Source organism: Empedobacter sp. UBA7611 (genome assembly GCF_002484365.1).
Taxonomy (GTDB): domain Bacteria; phylum Bacteroidota; class Bacteroidia; order Flavobacteriales; family Weeksellaceae; genus Empedobacter; species Empedobacter falsenii_B.
The window spans coordinates 40,080-55,251 of record NZ_DLJR01000081.1 but is presented as its reverse complement, the minus strand read 5'-3'; the positions used below and the strand labels follow the sequence as shown (position 1 = coordinate 55,251).

Genomic DNA, 15,172 nt, shown 5'->3' with positions numbered 1-15,172 from the left:
TTAGCAACTTGAAACCGCCTTGACTATCGTTATTAGACGTTTGAGTCGCTATTCCTATAATTTTCAACTTATTCATTTTTAAAGTTTTTAAAATCCTAAAATCATTTTCGCAATCGAAAAGTAAATCAACAAACCAAAAATATCATTACTTGTTGTGATAAATGGACCTGTCGCAATCGCAGGATCAACACCATATTTATGCAACATAATTGGAATAAATGTCCCAATCAAACTTGCCAAAATCATCACAATAACTAAAGCTAATACAATGGTTGAGGAAATTTCGTAACTCGTACTCATTAAGAAATGTGTCGCCAATAAAAGTACAAAAGCTAATAATGTACTGTTTAATAAAGCCAATAACATTTCTTTTCCTAATCTTTTCCAAATAGAACCCGAAATATTACTATTCGCCAAACCTTGCACAATAATAGCAGAAGATTGCACACCTACATTTCCTGCCATGGCAGCAACAAGCGGCGTAAAAAAGAATAATTGCGGATACAAATTCATCGCATCGCTAAAACTTTGCGACACATTAACTGCAACAAAACTACCTACCAAAGCCAATAAAAGCCAAGGTAAACGAGCGCGAGTTAATTTCAATATATTATCATCAGAGTCGACATTTTGAGTAATCCCGGCTGCTAATTGATAATTTTCTTCAGCTTCTTCACGAATCACATCAATCACATCATCCACCGTAATTACACCTACCAAACGCGTTAACTCGTCCACTACAGGCACTTCGTACAAATCATATTTTTCGATTACTTTCGCAACCTCCATATCTTTTGTATAGGTCTTTACATATTGGATCTTTTCATTGTAAACATCTGCCACTTTAGTGTTCGCAGAAGTTGTCAACAAACGCTTTAAACTCAATGTTCCAAGTAATTTTTCATCTTCATCAACTACATAAATCGAGAAAACTTCTTCTAAATCCTCAGCTTGTTTTCGCATTTGTTTTACCGCTGTGATTACCGACCAATCTTTGTTAACTTTTATCAACTCTTTTCCCATCAAACCTCCAGCCGTATCTTCGTCATAGCGCAAAAGATCTACAATTTCACGGGCATGTTCTTGGTCTTCTAATTGTGCAATTACCTCATCTTTCTTTTCATCAGAAAGTTCATTGATAACGTCAACTGCATCATCGGTATCCATCTCATTGATGACATCTTCGGCAATTTCTTTTGCAGTAAGCGTTTTCAGGAATTTGCGTCGATCATCTTCTTCTAATTCAAGAAGGATATCAGCAGAAATTTCATTATCGAGTAAATCAATTACAAAAGACTGTTCTTTGGTCGAAAGCTCATCAAACAATTCAGCAATATCAGCAGGGTGCAAATCTTGCAACATCTCCTTAACTGCTTTTGCATTTTGCTGATTAATACTTTCGTTTAAATGTTCAATAAAATCTTTTGTAATTTTTACCTCCATAATCTATTTCATTCTTTTCGTTAACTCAATAAAATCTTCGACAGATAATTGTTCTGCGCGCATATTCAAAAACTCGTGATCATTTAAATCCTCAGGAATCCCCAAAGCTTTCAACGAATTACGAAGCGTTTTTCTTCTTTGTCCAAAACCAGCTTTTACCACTTGAAAAAATCGTTTCTGTTCAACTCCTTCAATTTCTGTTCGGTAGCGTTTCATAATAATAACGCCCGATTTCACCTTTGGTGGTGGTGTAAAAACGTGTTCTGGAACAGTGAACAAATATTCACAATGATAATACGCTTGAGCTAAAACAGAAAGTATACCATAATCTTTTGTACCTTTTTTTGATGCAATACGTTCGGCAACTTCTTTCTGAAACATTCCACAAACTTCGGGAACAGTGTAACGCTCTTCTAAAGCTTTAAAAATAATTTGCGAAGATATATTATACGGAAAATTTCCTAAAATAGCAATTTGTTCATCAAACTTTGATGAAAAGTCCATTTTCAAGAAATCTTCGGAATGAATTTTAAATCCTGGGTAAAATGGTTGATAATATTCTTTTAAATATTCGACTGATTCTGTATCAATCTCCACAACCTCTATATTTTTCTTTGCTTGTAAAATATATTTTGTCAACACGCCCATTCCTGGACCAATTTCTAAGACACGATCATAGCCTTCCCAAGTTAACCCTTCGGCGATGTCTCGTGCAATATTTTCGTCATTCAAAAAATGCTGACCTAAATGTTTTTTAGCTTTTACTTTCAAAAATTCTAAATTTTAAGTTTTCTTTAACCAACTTACCGTAGAATATATACGGAATATCTTTCTTGCGAAATAAGTTTTTTTTATCTTAGCCCCAAAATTAACCCAAATGTCAAAAACGAACGATAAATTTGAGAAAAAAAGACTGCGATCTTCAAACATCACTGTTGTGATTAGTATTTCGCTTGTTTTATTTCTATTAGGTATTTTCGGCTTAATTGTCATTAATGCACAAAGTTACGCAGAACATCTAAAAAGAGAGTTAAAAATCGAGGCATATTTTAAAGATGTCGAAGATCCAAAATTAAAAGATAAGGAGCTTGATTTACAGAAATCTTATATCGATTCGTTGAAAGTGAAGTATCCTTTTGTTGAAGCTACACAGTATATCAGCAAAGAGGATGCAGCTAAAATTGCGAAAAAAGATTTGGGTACGGATGGTAGTGATTTCTTCGAAGAAAGTATTTTCCCTGCATCAGTTCAAATCACATTGAACCCTGCATTAATACAATCTGTTGAACAAATTGATTCTATTAATAAGGTATTGGCTAAAAATCCTATTGTAGACGAAGTAAAAAGTGACAAAGAAGCGATGGTAACGATTTATCACAGCATCAACAAAATTACTTTCTGGATTATGATTTTTGCTGTTATTTTCTTAGTAATCGTTGTTGTATTAATCAACAACTCTATCCGTCTGAAAATTTACGCAAAACGTTTCAGCATCAAAACGATGCAATTAGTTGGTGCGCGTAGACGTTTTATTGTAAAACCTTTCTTGATAGAAGCCGCAGTTTTAGGTTTCTTAGCAGCATTTATTGCAGCTGTAGGATTAGGTTTCTTATGGTACATTTTAGCAACAAAAGTTGGCTTAGTACTTTGGAATCCAAGCTTCACTCCACTTATTATTATCTTAATTGGAATTGGAGTTGTTATTGCCGTTTTCAGTACATTGTTTGCTGCTTGGCGTTATTTAAGATTAAAAACTGATCAACTTTATTAATGAAATCAAATTCTATCGATACAACAAAAAAATCAGCATCTACAAATGATGCTGGTTTTACTTTTTTATTCGGAAAAAGAAATTACATTTTCATGGCAATTGGTGTTGCACTAATTGGTCTTGGATTTTTATTAATGACAGGACACGATGCCAACACAAGACCAGATGGAACGTGGGATGCAAATTATTGGAACGACGAAATCTATTCTTTTCGTAGAATTAGATTAGCGCCATTTTTAGTTGTCGTTGGTTTCATCGTCGAGATTTATGCCATTTTAATCAATCCGAATAAAGAAAAATAATGAATACTTTACAAGCAATTATAATTGCTATAATAGAAGGTCTTACCGAATATTTACCAATTTCTTCTACAGCACACATGGGATTCACAGCAGCTTTGATGGGAATGCCAGAAAGCGAATTCTTAAAAATGTTTCAAGTTTCGATACAATTTGGAGCAATTTTATCAATCGTAGTTTTATATTGGAAAAAATTCTTTGACTTCAAAAATTTCAATTTCAATTTTTATATCAAATTAGCTTGTGCGGTTGTTCCTGCACTTATTTTAGGAAAACTATTCGATGATAAAATCGAGGCTGTTTTAGGAAATCAAGTTGCTATTTCTGGAATGTTAGTTTTCGGAGGAATCATTTTATTATTTGTAGATAAATGGTTCAAAAATCCTAAAATTAATGATGAAAAAGACATCACATTAAAACAAGCAATTATCATTGGTTTTTGGCAATGTTTGGCGATGATGCCTGGAACTTCTCGTTCTGCCGCTTCTATTATTGGTGGTATGACACAAGGTTTATCGCGTAAAGCAGCTGCAGAATTTTCATTCTTTTTAGCGGTTCCGACAATGTTAGCGGTTACAGTTTATTCTATTTTTGTTAAAACTTGGGGAGAAGATACTGCAACACCAATGAAAGGTTATGAAATGATTTTACAAGATCAAAACCATATTATATTATTCTTAATTGGAAATGTTGTAGCATTTATTGTAGCATTAATCGCAGTGAAAACATTTATCGCAGTTTTAACAAAATATGGTTTCAAATTTTGGGGGTGGTACAGAATAATCATCGGAATTATTTTATTGATTTATTTCTCATATAATTCTCCAACACAAGCAGAAAAAGACAATGCCGCTTCAGTAGAAACTACAATGATTCAGCACAAATAAGATGAATGTAGAAAAAATACAAGAAGGTCACGTTTTTTTGATTGATAAACCACTTGATTGGACATCTTTTGATGTTGTAAATAAGATTCGTTGGAACATTAGAAAAGCATATAACTTAAAGAAAATAAAAGTTGGACATGCTGGGACTTTAGATCCAAAAGCTACTGGACTTTTATTGGTTTGTACAGGGAAATGGACAAAACGCATTGATGAATTTCAGGCGCAAGAAAAGACTTATACTGGTACAATTAAATTAGGTGTTACAACGCCTACCTATGATTTAGAATCGGAAGAAAATGAAACTTTTCCGACAAATCATATCACAGAAGAAATTATTCGCGAAGCAACAAAACAATTTGTTGGAGAAATTGAACAATTTCCGCCAATGCATTCAGCGGTAAAAGTAGATGGAAAACGTTTATATGAATTAGCTCGCGAAGGTCAAGAAATAGAACGTAAAGCACGTAAAATAACGATTCACGATTTTAAAATTACAAAAATAGATTTACCTTTTGTCGATTTTGAAGTGAATTGTAGCAAAGGAACCTACATTCGTTCTTTGGCTTTTGATTTTGGAAAAGCAGTCAATTCTGGTGGATATTTAACAGCACTTCGTCGTACAAAAATTGGCGAATTTGATGTCATCAATGCTGAAAATTTCGCTTTAGAAAAAAGTTATTTCGAAGAAGAAAGCACAACAGAAGAAGTATAAAATTAGAAAAGCTTGGACAAATGTTCAAGCTTTTTTTTAGTTATAAAGTGATTAATACTTTATTTATTTCGTCGCTCACTAATTTTGGCTTTTGCATCACCATAATATGTGTTCCGCCTTCTATTTGTATTGCATCTTTAATATATTCAATCGGAAAAACAATATCTTTTGTACCATGAATATGTGTAATATTTTCTTCGTGATAAGCTGTAGAATGTTCCCAATTTACAATCTTATGAATCGACCAACTTAAATATTCTTTGTTTCGAAACTCAAAAATATCATCGATATTATCTTTATCACGATCCGTATAATACAATTTTCGCATCATCATGTACGAAAATGTTCGATCCGAAGTTAAGAAACTCATCGGAATTATTTTATGTGCATTAATAGAAGCCGAAAATCGAAATAACTTCGGAAGCTCTGCCCTACTCTTCACTGTCGAAATCAGAAATGTATGTTTTGGATTGATAAAACGATTCATTTCCTGCACAATTATTCCACCAAAAGATAATCCCATCAAAAGAAAATCTTCTGTGGGATTTATTTTATCTAACAATCTTTCGGTATAATGAGCCAAAGTTTCATCTTTCTCTGGATCTAACCAAGGAATATAAACTTGCTCAAAATCTTGTTCCAAGCGTAGATTTCGAAAAGCATTTGCATTTGCACCTAATCCACTTACTTGATAAATTTTCATACCTTAATTTATAATATATCTTTTTTCTTTGAGTAATCTGTTGGACGAACCCCGATTACTTTTTGGAATGTATTACTAAACGTTGGTAAACTATTGTAACCAACCATTGTCGAAATTTCACTGATTGAATACGTATTATCAATTAATAATTGTAAAGCGCGTAACATTCTCAAAATCGTAAAATATTGAACAAATGTCATATTCAAATCTTTTTGAAATAATCGTGATAATGATCGTTCAGAGAAACCGAATTCGGCTGTAATTTTCTTCATTGTAATCGAAGAATCCATATTATCATCTAAGAATTGAACGATTTTTTTCAGACGTTCATCGTGTGGTAATGGAAGAGCTAATCGTAAACTACTTTTGCTTACTTTAGGTAATATTTCTTTAAAAGCTTGTGCGATTACATATTCGCTTCTGTTTTCTGGAACAATATCTCCTTTCCATTGGTTAGAAAATAATAAAAGTTCTAACAATAATCCATCAGCAGGATAGATTCCTACTTTTTTATAAAACGAATTATCACTTTCATTAATAGGGAAATATAAATTTCTCATAATCACCTCTGGTGTATTTGGGTGTATACTATGTTCCACATGAGGCGGTATCCACATATAGTGTCTTGCAGGTAAATAAAAGGTATCTTTTCCTATTTTTACATAAACTATTCCTCCCTCACAATAAAGAAATTGCGCTTTGTTATGTTTATGTTCTACCACGTATGCTTCCGAAATTTCCTTATGGTAACAGAAAATTGAGGTTGGTAATTTGTCAATTTCGGTTAGGTAATATCGTGTTTCGAACTTATTATCCAAATGTATATTCATAGTTTCTTTAATCTGCGAACTAATATAATAATTTATTTGATATAATGTATAATGTACACAAATAAAAGTGTCTGAAATGAATAATTATTTGACTATTTTTGATATTAACTTTTTATTAATTAGTCCAATATTTGTAATTCCCTCCGTTCAGAAGGGAACAATTATTGAATAGTATTAGAAAGAAAAAGTTGCATTATGTTGGAAAGAATAAAATTAACTGACTTACAGTCAAAAGTAATGACAGCAGAGGAGTCTGCCAAATTTTTTGAAGATGGAATGACTGTTGGTTCTAGTGGTTTTACAAGAGGAGGCGATACAAAAGTTGTATTAAAAGCTGTTGCGGAGCGTGCCAAATCTGAAAATTTAAAAATCACTTTAGTAACAGGAGCTTCATTAGGACATGGTACAGACGCAGCTTTAGTAGAAAGTGGAGCATTAAAAAAACGTTTACCATTCCAAGTAGACACTGTAATGCGTAAAAATATAAATGCAGGTAATGTTTTATTTATCGATCAGCATTTAGGAGAAACTGCTGAACATATTTTAGATGGACAATTTAAAATTAATTTAGGTATTTTAGAAGTTGCTGAAATTTTAGAAGATGGTTCTTTAGTACCTACAACTTCTATCGGTAATAATGCAGAAATTGCTGCAAATGCAGACAAATTAATCATTGAGATTAACACGTCTATCCCTACAAATATAAAAGGTATTCACGATATTTATAGTGTAGAAGAATATGGGAAACGTACACCAATTAACATCACTGCTTGTGATACAAAAATTGGAACAGAAACAATAAAAGTAGATCCTTCTAAAATTGTTGGAATTGTTTTTCACGACATTCAAGATGCTCCTGGAGACATTCAACCAGCTGATGAAGCGACTGCTGCAATTGCTCAAAACATTGTGAAATTCTTCGAAAATGAAGTTGAAGAAGGTCGTCTTACAAAATCATTAATGCCATTACAATGTGGTATTGGTAAAGTTGCAAACGCTGTTTTAGGTGGTTTAGAACATTCTGATTTTGAAGATTTAGTAATGTACTCAGAAGTTTTACAAGATTCTACATTTGACTTAATTGATTCTGGAAAAATGAAGTTTGCTTCGGCATCTTCTATGACAGTTTCTCAAGAATGTTATGACCGTGTTATAGGAAACATCGACAATTATAAAGATAAAATTGTTTTACGTCCTCAATCTATTTCTAACTCTGCCGAAGTTATTCGTCGTTTAGGAATTATTGGAATCAATACATCTTTAGAGTGTGATATTTATGGTAACGTAAACTCAACTCATGTTTCTGGTACACACATGATGAATGGTATTGGAGGTTCTGGAGATTTTGCTCGTAATGCATTTATCTCAATCTTTGTTACTGCTTCTATCGCAAAAGGTGGAAATATTTCGTCTATCGTTCCGATGGTTTCTCATCACGATCACACAGAACATGATGTAGATATTATTGTTACAGAGCAAGGTTTAGCCGATTTAAGAGGTTTAGCACCACGCGAAAGAGCTATCGAAATTATCAACAACTGTGTTCATCCAGATTATAAAGGTGAATTATTATCTTATTTCGAAAGAGCTTGTGTAGAAAGAGGTGGTCAAACGCCACATATCTTAGAAGAAGCGTTCTCTTGGCACACAAGATTGAAACAAACAGGTTCTATGAAAAAAGAAGAATTATTAGTTTTGAATCACTAGAATAATAAATAATAAGACTATACTTTTTCAAAAAGCATAATTCAGAATTTCTGAATTGTGCTTTTTTTGTGAAATAATGTAACTTTGTTAGAAGTCTAAGAAACATGAAAAAAATACTTTTAATAACACTACCATTGACAACTTTTTTTGCGTGTCAATCTAATCAAAACGAAAATCAAAATTTAGAACAAATTGATAAAAAATCAGCTCGTGAAGTTGTTTTAACAACAGAAACTAAAGGCGACTCTGTTTTACATATTACCAAACAAAAAATTTGGTCAAACGATTTGATGATTGCAGAAAAAGTAGATACTTTGATTACGCACAAACAATATACACCTACCGATTCTACCAAAATTCCTATTTACGTAACCATTCAATAATCTATCATGAATAAAAGAGAAAAAAGAGCAAGTAAAGTCGTGACTTTAGTGTTAATTTCTTCGGTTCTTAGTTCATGTATGAATCGTGAAGAAGCGCCTGTTACGAACAATGCACAAAAGGTATATATGCGTGCAGATTCTACTGCTCCTTACACAGATGTTACGTCAAATTATGCATCTCATTCTGGTGGTTCGCATCACGGTGGAATGGGTAGTTCGTTGCTTTGGTTTATGGCTTTTCGTAGCTTAACTGGCGGCGGAATAGGCTATGCAAGTCAAGGTTTGCATCAACAATCTAATGTTGGAACAAACGCAGCAAAAGCACAAGCGTATAAAAGTCAAACTGTTCGCGGTGGATTCGGAAAATCTGCTTCTTCTCGTTCAGTTTCATCTTAAACAAATTTTATGCAATTAAAAAGAATAAAAGCTGACGAAAACTGGCAAGAAAGGTTAGAAAATATTGGCTTTGGCTATCATACAGACGAAAATAAACAAACCTATTGGGTAGAAGATTATTATTATTCGATTTCAGAAAAAGAAGCGGATAAATTTTTTGAAGCGACAAACGAATTATGGGAAATGTGCTTGAATGCTGTCGAACATGTGATTCAGAATAATCGTTTGGACGAATTTAAAATTCCAAAATTTATTCAACATTATTTGATTGATACATGGGAAAATGATGCGCCAAGTATTTATGGACGTTTTGATTTTGCTTACGATAATGATCAATTAAAACTATTAGAATTCAATGCTGATACGCCAACTTCTTTGTTCGAATGTGGTGTTGTACAATGGCTTTGGATGGAAAATTATTTTGGAGAAACGAAAGATCAATTCAATTCTGTTCACGATAAATTAATTGAAACATGGAAAATGTTAAAACCTTATTTGAAAGGTGAAACCTTGCATTTTTCTTGCGTGAGAGAATCGTTAGAAGATTTGACGAATATCGAATATATCAGAGATTGTGCAATACAAGCCGGAATTAATACCAAATTAATTTACGTTGACGAAATCGGTTGGAATAATGTCAATTTTGTTGATTTAGAAGAAGAACCAATTACAGATATTTTCAAGCTTTATCCGTGGGAATGGATGATGAACGAGTTGTTTGCATACAACATCAAAAATGATGAAATCAACGCAAATTGGATAGAACCTGCTTGGAAAATGATTCTTTCGAACAAAGCTATTTTACCAATTTTATGGGAATTGTATCCAGATCATCCATTATTATTAGAAGCTTATACAGATTCACCAAAAGAGATGAAGAATTATGTCAAAAAACCATTGTTATCACGTGAAGGCGCAAATATAGAAGTTGTAAAAAACGGAACTATTTCGGAGCAAACTTCAGGAGAATATGGTGAAGAAGGTTTTATTTATCAAGCTTTGGCTAATTTACATCATGAAGAAACAGGTTATACCATTATCGGAAGTTGGATTATTGGACAAGAATCATGTGGAATTACGTTCCGCGAAAGTGACCAATTTATTACAACTGATAAAAGTCGTTTTGTCCCGCATATTATTGAGTAAAATATTTAAAACCAAAAAGTCTAATTCCACTTCGAATTAGACTTTTTTTAGTTTAAACAAAATCAAACAATTACCTTAAAAATTGTAAATAGTTTAAAAATTAATAGGTTTCATCATATTTTATTTATAAATTATAAAAAGATTTTATTAAAATGTTTTATCAATTAAAGGTTTAAGAAATAAAACGTTAGATAATTTTTTACGAATCAAAACCAACTAAATACAAACTAAAAAGTAGAAATATGGATTTTTTAGATGATTTGTTTAACTCTTCAACCCTTCCCTCAGAGCGCATTTCGCGTATGCTCGAAGAAGATTTGTTTTGGCAAATTATAGAAAATTCTTTGCTCAATGCCAATAATTTGCAAGATCAAGAAAAGGCTTTGGAACAAGAATTAGAAGATCTAACTGCCGAGGATATTATTGGTTTTCAACTTCGATTAGAGTTCTACTCCTATTCATTACATTCGCCTGAAATATGGTGTGCAGCTTGTATTATGAATGATGATACAGATCCAACACATTTCTATTATTTCAAAAATTGGATTATTTCGCAAGGACAAGAATTGTTTGAAAAGGCAATTTTGAATCCTGATAATTTAGCTGATTATTTTAACGAAGGCTTCAACGAAGATGATTTATATGAATTTGAAGATTTTCATTTAATCGCTGATGATGTTTTCTATGAAAAATTCGAACACAAGATTATTGACTTTGTAAACAAAGAATGTTTTAAATTTTATACAGAAAAATCTCCAAAACCTGAGTTTGATTGGGATGATGAAAATTTAACCAATTTGCAAATCATTTGTCCAAGATTATTCAAAGTTTTTATCGAAGATTATTCTCCAGATGATGACGAAATGGAGGATGATTTTGATGATGAAGACGAGTTTTTATAATGATAATATTTAATACCCATTTTATTCCTTCAAGGGAAGATAGTGCTCTAAGGAAAATTGTCACATTAATTTCAGTAGTTGCCTATTTCTTTTTTATATTAATTGGATATAGCGCATTCAATTATTTTTTAATTTCTGGACATATTATAGTTCAACTTTATTTTATAATTAGTAATAGTAAAGAGTCTTATGAGTTTAATAACAACAAACTTATTTATACTAATTTAGTATATAAGAAAGCGATAGATTTCACAAGCTATAGTATTACAAACGGTGAATATAAAGATTCTTATAAAAAGAAATCTAATGGACAATTAATTCAATTGTATGCTGATAATAAAATAGTTTGTCGTATTAAAGAAGTTCATAATAAATATGTGTTTGATGAGAGATTCTATCTTATTTAAAAACTAATTATCCTGAAATAAAAAAGAATGAAGATTTTGAAATAAGTTTTGTAGAAAAAGAATATATTATAATTACATCATTGATTTTCTCCTCTTTAATAATATTTATTTTATCTTTTAGCATAGAAAATTATCAGCCTGATAAAATACAAGAATACAAAACCATTAAAGGTCATATGGCTTATCAGCCAGAAATAGATTTTAGTGGAAAAAGGAAAAATCGAAAAGAATATTTAATCTTTAAATTAAAAGAATATCCTCAAATAAATTTCAATTTACAATATGAAAATTTCAATAAAATTAATGGATATGAATTTGTTAAAACAAATCATCAAAATAATTTGATTGAATTCGAAATTTTTAAAGAGGATAATGATTACAAAATCAAAAAACTGGCACAACCTTATTTTTATTCTCATTTAAATAATAAGAAAATAATATCAATACAAGCTTTAAAATATCAAAATAAAGAGTTAATACAAATCGATTTTTCAAATAAATTTCAAGGGCGATTTGATTTATTACTAATGTGTTTAGGAGTATTATTGATTGTATTGATTACATATAATATTTATTGCATAACAAGAATTTTAAAATAAAAAAAGGAACTCAAATTTGAGTTCCTTTACTATTTTGATTAAGAATATTCTTATCCTAAAACTTTTGCAACTGTAGCTCCAATATCAGCAGGAGATGCAACAACGTGGATTCCACATTCTTCCATAATTGCCATTTTAGCTTGTGCTGTATCATCAGCTCCACCAACGATAGCTCCAGCGTGTCCCATTGTACGACCTTTTGGTGCAGTTTGTCCTGCAATAAATCCTACAACTGGTTTAGTTCCATTTACTTTAATCCAACGAGCAGCCTCAGCTTCTAATTGTCCACCAATTTCACCAATCATTACGATACACTCAGTTTCTGGGTCATTCATAAATAATTCAACAGCTTCTTTCGTTGTAGTTCCAATAATTGGGTCTCCTCCAATTCCGATTGCTGTAGAAATTCCGTAACCAGCTTTTACAACTTGGTCAGCAGCTTCGTAAGTTAAAGTTCCTGATTTAGAAACGATACCAACTTTACCTTTTTTGAAAATGAAACCTGGCATAATACCAACTTTTGCTTCCTCAGAAGTGATAACACCAGGACAGTTAGGTCCGATTAATGTTACATCTCTTTGATCAACATACGCTTGTACTTTTACCATATCTTCTACTGGAATACCTTCTGTAATACAAATAATTACTTTGATACCTGCTTCTGCAGCTTCCATTACAGCGTCAGCAGCGAATGCTGGTGGAACGAAAATAATAGAAACGTCTGCTCCTGCTTGATCAACAGCGTCTTTTACTGTGTTAAAAATTGGTAACCCTAAGTGAGTTTGTCCTCCTTTCCCTGGAGTTACACCACCTACTACTTGTGTTCCATATTCAATCATTTGCTCAGCATGAAAAGTTCCTTCTTTCCCTGTGAAACCTTGAACGATTATTTTTGAATCTTTGTTTACTAATACAGACATTGTGATTTTTAATTTACACAAATATAAAAGGAGTTTTGCATTTTAAAAAATATTCAATGTAAAAAATACACTAAATCTTTATTGGAATAGGACAAAAAAGGATAAGATATTTATCATAAAAAAGCCGACCAAACGGTCGGCTATAAAATATTTTCTATAGATAATTTTATTTTCTCTTGTAATCGCGAACCATTATCTCTGTGACAGCCATTTTTTTATACAATCCTCGAGCCTCTTCAGCTGGATAACCAAAATATGTTTTTCCTCCTTCCAGAGATTTACTAACTCCTGCTTGTGCTAATAATACCGCTTTTGTACCGATTGTTACACCACTTGTAATCCCAACTTGTCCCCAAATAGAAACTTCGTCTTCTACATTTACACAACCAGCAATTCCAACTTGCGAAGCAATCAAACATTTTTTACCAATAATTGTATCGTGACCAATCTGAATTAAATTATCCATTATTGTTCCTTCACCAATAATTGTAGAAGCAGAAACTCCTCTATCTATCGTACAATTCGCACCAATTTCTACATTATTTTCGATGATAACATTTCCGACAGATTTTAAACGATCAAAACCTGTTTCACGGTTTTTGTAGTAAAATGCATCAGCTCCTAAAACTGTTCCCGAACGAATAATTACATTATCTCCGATAATTGCATAATCATTGATTGAAACATTAGAATGAATCACACAATTTTTTCCAATTTTGACATGATTTCCTATAAATGCGCCTGGCTGAATAATTGTTCCTTCACCTATTTCTGCAGAATCAGAAATTTGTTTTGTAGCAGCTTCAAACGCCATAAAATGTTGTCCAATTTTGACAAAATCACGGAAAGGATCATCAGAAATCAACAAAGCTTTTCCTTCTGGACAATCAACTTCTTTGTTAATCAAAACAATTGTTGCATTCGATTGTAGCGCTTTATCATAATATTTTGGATGATCAACAAAAACAATATCTCCCGCTTCTACACGGTGAATTTCATTGATTCCTTCTACTGGAAAATTTTCGTCTCCAATAAATTTCGCATCGATAATTGATGCTATATCTTTTAATTGATGTGTTTGTGGAAATTTCATCTTTCTCTCCTTTTAAAAAGTCTACAAATATAAAAATAAAAAAGCTGTCAAAAAATGACAGCTTTAATGATTTATGAATTGAATTTCATTATTTTTTCTTGAAAACCATTGTTTTAACATCATTTGCAAACAAAACTAATTTTCCGTCTACAATTTCGTATTTGTTTACATTGTTAAAACGCTCTCCAAAAGCATCAGAATCTACTCCTTGACAAGCCATACGCGTAGTTGCGATGTTTTTTACAGTCAATGAATTGCCAACCGCTACATAAGCTCCTGTCAAATTATTACATCCATCATTACCAGAAACTTTGTTATTTTGGAATGTTAATGTAGGTTTTTGATTTGGAAAACGATCATCTAATGATTTTGCACTTCTATCTTTACCAATAAATTCTTCTAATTCCCAAGAACCTGCTAAAGTACCAGGACGAACAAAAGTCATGATGACAATATCTCCTTGAATTAATAATAATTTATTATCTGAAATAGAGTATTTTAATTTTCCGTTTAATTTTGAACTGAAATTAGAATCTTCTACATTTTGACAAGCTTTCATCGTAGACATCATATTACCAAATGTAATTTCATTTCCAGAAATTGTAACTCCTCCATTCAAAGTGTTACAACCATCCGAAGCATTTAACATACTATTCGAAATAAAATTAAGGTAAGGAGTTCCCATTGGATAAGCTTCTGCAATAGAACCTGCCTTCATAAAATTGATTTGGCTCAACTCCCATTTTCCTAAAATAGAGTTGTTATTTGTGTTTTCAGTATTACCTATCACGTTATTAACAGTAGAACAAGATGTTAAAAATCCTGTTGCTAAAATTGCTGCAAAAGATATTTTTAAAATTGTTGATTTCATAAAATTTAATTTCAAGTTTCAGTCTAATATACGAATATCATACAAAATCTCAAAAATGTTAAAATTCGTTTCTACAAAGGTTTTGAAAAGATGAAGCCAAGTA

18 protein-coding genes are annotated in these 15,172 nt (G+C 31.8%); 11 read left to right on the top strand and 7 right to left on the bottom strand.

Annotated elements, in window-relative coordinates; genetic code table 11:
- Nucleotides 1–87: 87 nt before the first annotated feature.
- Complete coding sequence (mgtE, locus tag B3R94_RS13865) at nt 88–1,443, bottom strand: magnesium transporter (RefSeq protein ID WP_280046030.1); 1,356 nt, start codon at nt 1,441–1,443, stop codon at nt 88–90.
- Between the two features lie 3 nt (nt 1,444–1,446).
- Nucleotides 1,447–2,214 carry a 16S rRNA (adenine(1518)-N(6)/adenine(1519)-N(6))-dimethyltransferase RsmA gene (gene rsmA / locus B3R94_RS13860; RefSeq protein ID WP_038332430.1) on the bottom strand — a complete coding sequence of 256 codons (768 nt, stop codon included), beginning with the start codon at nt 2,212–2,214 and terminating at the stop codon, nt 1,447–1,449.
- 106 nt (nt 2,215–2,320) lie between these two features.
- Between rsmA and B3R94_RS13855 the strand changes: the two genes are divergently transcribed.
- From B3R94_RS13855 to truB, 4 genes are read left to right on the top strand one after another with little or no spacing between them, the layout of a single operon-like run.
- Nucleotides 2,321–3,214 (top strand): cell division protein FtsX, encoded by an 894-nt coding sequence (locus B3R94_RS13855; RefSeq protein WP_221855311.1) that lies wholly within the window; start codon nt 2,321–2,323, stop codon nt 3,212–3,214.
- Nucleotides 3,214–3,516, top strand: a complete 303-nt coding sequence (locus B3R94_RS13850; protein ID WP_052217597.1) for a DUF3098 domain-containing protein — start codon at nt 3,214–3,216, stop codon at nt 3,514–3,516. Before B3R94_RS13855 ends, B3R94_RS13850 begins: the two co-directional genes overlap by 1 nt.
- Entirely contained in the window at nt 3,516–4,400 is an 885-nt protein-coding gene (locus B3R94_RS13845; protein ID WP_125349727.1) for an undecaprenyl-diphosphate phosphatase, read from the top strand. Before B3R94_RS13850 ends, B3R94_RS13845 begins: the two co-directional genes overlap by 1 nt.
- Before the next feature lies 1 nt (nt 4,401).
- Nucleotides 4,402–5,112 (top strand): tRNA pseudouridine(55) synthase TruB, encoded by a 711-nt coding sequence (gene truB / locus B3R94_RS13840; protein ID WP_291101544.1) that lies wholly within the window; start codon nt 4,402–4,404, stop codon nt 5,110–5,112.
- 40 nt (nt 5,113–5,152) lie between these two features.
- Here the strand turns inward: truB and B3R94_RS13835 are convergent, their stop codons facing one another.
- Together B3R94_RS13835 and B3R94_RS13830 are read right to left on the bottom strand one after the other, a co-directional pair.
- Nucleotides 5,153–5,815 (bottom strand): alpha/beta fold hydrolase, encoded by a 663-nt coding sequence (locus tag B3R94_RS13835; protein WP_038332438.1) that lies wholly within the window; start codon nt 5,813–5,815, stop codon nt 5,153–5,155.
- An 8-nt stretch (nt 5,816–5,823) separates the two neighbouring features.
- A complete protein-coding gene (locus tag B3R94_RS13830; RefSeq protein WP_180906175.1) occupies nt 5,824–6,645 on the bottom strand; it encodes an AraC family transcriptional regulator in 822 nt (273 codons plus the stop codon).
- A 195-nt stretch (nt 6,646–6,840) separates the two neighbouring features.
- Here B3R94_RS13830 and B3R94_RS13825 point away from each other — a divergent pair, with 195 nt between their 5' ends.
- The 7 genes from B3R94_RS13825 (at nt 6,841) to B3R94_RS13795 (ending at nt 12,185) form a co-directional block, all read left to right on the top strand.
- The gene (locus B3R94_RS13825) at nt 6,841–8,352 is read left to right on the top strand and encodes a succinate CoA transferase (RefSeq protein ID WP_114999495.1); all 1,512 of its coding nucleotides are present in this window, start codon (nt 6,841–6,843) and stop codon (nt 8,350–8,352) included.
- A 104-nt stretch (nt 8,353–8,456) separates the two neighbouring features.
- Nucleotides 8,457–8,735, top strand: coding sequence for a hypothetical protein (locus tag B3R94_RS13820; RefSeq protein ID WP_038337307.1), 279 nt, complete (start codon nt 8,457–8,459; stop codon nt 8,733–8,735).
- A 6-nt stretch (nt 8,736–8,741) separates the two neighbouring features.
- Entirely contained in the window at nt 8,742–9,131 is a 390-nt protein-coding gene (locus tag B3R94_RS13815; RefSeq protein ID WP_291101537.1) for a hypothetical protein, read from the top strand.
- 9 nt (nt 9,132–9,140) lie between these two features.
- Nucleotides 9,141–10,277, top strand: coding sequence for a glutathionylspermidine synthase family protein (locus B3R94_RS13810; RefSeq protein WP_291101534.1), 1,137 nt, complete (start codon nt 9,141–9,143; stop codon nt 10,275–10,277).
- A gap of 242 nt (nt 10,278–10,519) precedes the next feature.
- Nucleotides 10,520–11,179, top strand: coding sequence for a DUF4240 domain-containing protein (locus B3R94_RS13805; protein ID WP_125349733.1), 660 nt, complete (start codon nt 10,520–10,522; stop codon nt 11,177–11,179).
- Nucleotides 11,179–11,586, top strand: a complete 408-nt coding sequence (locus tag B3R94_RS13800) for a hypothetical protein (protein WP_125349734.1) — start codon at nt 11,179–11,181, stop codon at nt 11,584–11,586. Before B3R94_RS13805 ends, B3R94_RS13800 begins: the two co-directional genes overlap by 1 nt.
- A gap of 176 nt (nt 11,587–11,762) precedes the next feature.
- A complete protein-coding gene (locus B3R94_RS13795) occupies nt 11,763–12,185 on the top strand; it encodes a hypothetical protein (protein WP_280049580.1) in 423 nt (140 codons plus the stop codon).
- Nucleotides 12,186–12,235: 50 nt separating this feature from the next.
- Here B3R94_RS13795 and sucD read toward each other — a convergent pair whose 3' ends face one another.
- The 3 genes from sucD to B3R94_RS13780 form a co-directional block, all read right to left on the bottom strand.
- Entirely contained in the window at nt 12,236–13,105 is an 870-nt protein-coding gene (gene sucD, locus B3R94_RS13790) for a succinate--CoA ligase subunit alpha (RefSeq protein ID WP_280035736.1), read from the bottom strand.
- A gap of 166 nt (nt 13,106–13,271) precedes the next feature.
- Nucleotides 13,272–14,198, bottom strand: coding sequence for a UDP-3-O-(3-hydroxymyristoyl)glucosamine N-acyltransferase (locus B3R94_RS13785; RefSeq protein ID WP_114999484.1), 927 nt, complete (start codon nt 14,196–14,198; stop codon nt 13,272–13,274).
- A gap of 88 nt (nt 14,199–14,286) precedes the next feature.
- Nucleotides 14,287–15,069 carry an META domain-containing protein gene (locus tag B3R94_RS13780; RefSeq protein ID WP_280061579.1) on the bottom strand — a complete coding sequence of 261 codons (783 nt, stop codon included), beginning with the start codon at nt 15,067–15,069 and terminating at the stop codon, nt 14,287–14,289.
- Between the last annotated feature and the right edge of the window lie 103 nt (nt 15,070–15,172).

Excerpts from the sequence above, each read along its gene's own strand:
- mgtE (WP_280046030.1), bottom strand. The coding sequence starts at position 1,443 with ATGGAGGTAAAAATTACAAAAGATTTTATTGAACATTTAAACGAAAGT.
- B3R94_RS13855 (WP_221855311.1), top strand. The coding sequence starts at position 2,321 with ATGTCAAAAACGAACGATAAATTTGAGAAAAAAAGACTGCGATCTTCA.
- B3R94_RS13850 (WP_052217597.1), top strand. The coding sequence starts at position 3,214 with ATGAAATCAAATTCTATCGATACAACAAAAAAATCAGCATCTACAAAT.
- B3R94_RS13845 (WP_125349727.1), top strand. The coding sequence starts at position 3,516 with ATGAATACTTTACAAGCAATTATAATTGCTATAATAGAAGGTCTTACC.
- truB (WP_291101544.1), top strand. The coding sequence starts at position 4,402 with ATGAATGTAGAAAAAATACAAGAAGGTCACGTTTTTTTGATTGATAAA.
- B3R94_RS13835 (WP_038332438.1), bottom strand. The coding sequence starts at position 5,815 with ATGAAAATTTATCAAGTAAGTGGATTAGGTGCAAATGCAAATGCTTTT.
- B3R94_RS13830 (WP_180906175.1), bottom strand. The coding sequence starts at position 6,645 with ATGAATATACATTTGGATAATAAGTTCGAAACACGATATTACCTAACC.
- B3R94_RS13825 (WP_114999495.1), top strand. The coding sequence starts at position 6,841 with ATGTTGGAAAGAATAAAATTAACTGACTTACAGTCAAAAGTAATGACA.
- B3R94_RS13820 (WP_038337307.1), top strand. The coding sequence starts at position 8,457 with ATGAAAAAAATACTTTTAATAACACTACCATTGACAACTTTTTTTGCG.
- B3R94_RS13815 (WP_291101537.1), top strand. The coding sequence starts at position 8,742 with ATGAATAAAAGAGAAAAAAGAGCAAGTAAAGTCGTGACTTTAGTGTTA.
- B3R94_RS13810 (WP_291101534.1), top strand. The coding sequence starts at position 9,141 with ATGCAATTAAAAAGAATAAAAGCTGACGAAAACTGGCAAGAAAGGTTA.
- B3R94_RS13805 (WP_125349733.1), top strand. The coding sequence starts at position 10,520 with ATGGATTTTTTAGATGATTTGTTTAACTCTTCAACCCTTCCCTCAGAG.
- B3R94_RS13800 (WP_125349734.1), top strand. The coding sequence starts at position 11,179 with ATGATAATATTTAATACCCATTTTATTCCTTCAAGGGAAGATAGTGCT.
- B3R94_RS13795 (WP_280049580.1), top strand. The coding sequence starts at position 11,763 with ATGGCTTATCAGCCAGAAATAGATTTTAGTGGAAAAAGGAAAAATCGA.
- sucD (WP_280035736.1), bottom strand. The coding sequence starts at position 13,105 with ATGTCTGTATTAGTAAACAAAGATTCAAAAATAATCGTTCAAGGTTTC.
- B3R94_RS13785 (WP_114999484.1), bottom strand. The coding sequence starts at position 14,198 with ATGAAATTTCCACAAACACATCAATTAAAAGATATAGCATCAATTATC.
- B3R94_RS13780 (WP_280061579.1), bottom strand. The coding sequence starts at position 15,069 with ATGAAATCAACAATTTTAAAAATATCTTTTGCAGCAATTTTAGCAACA.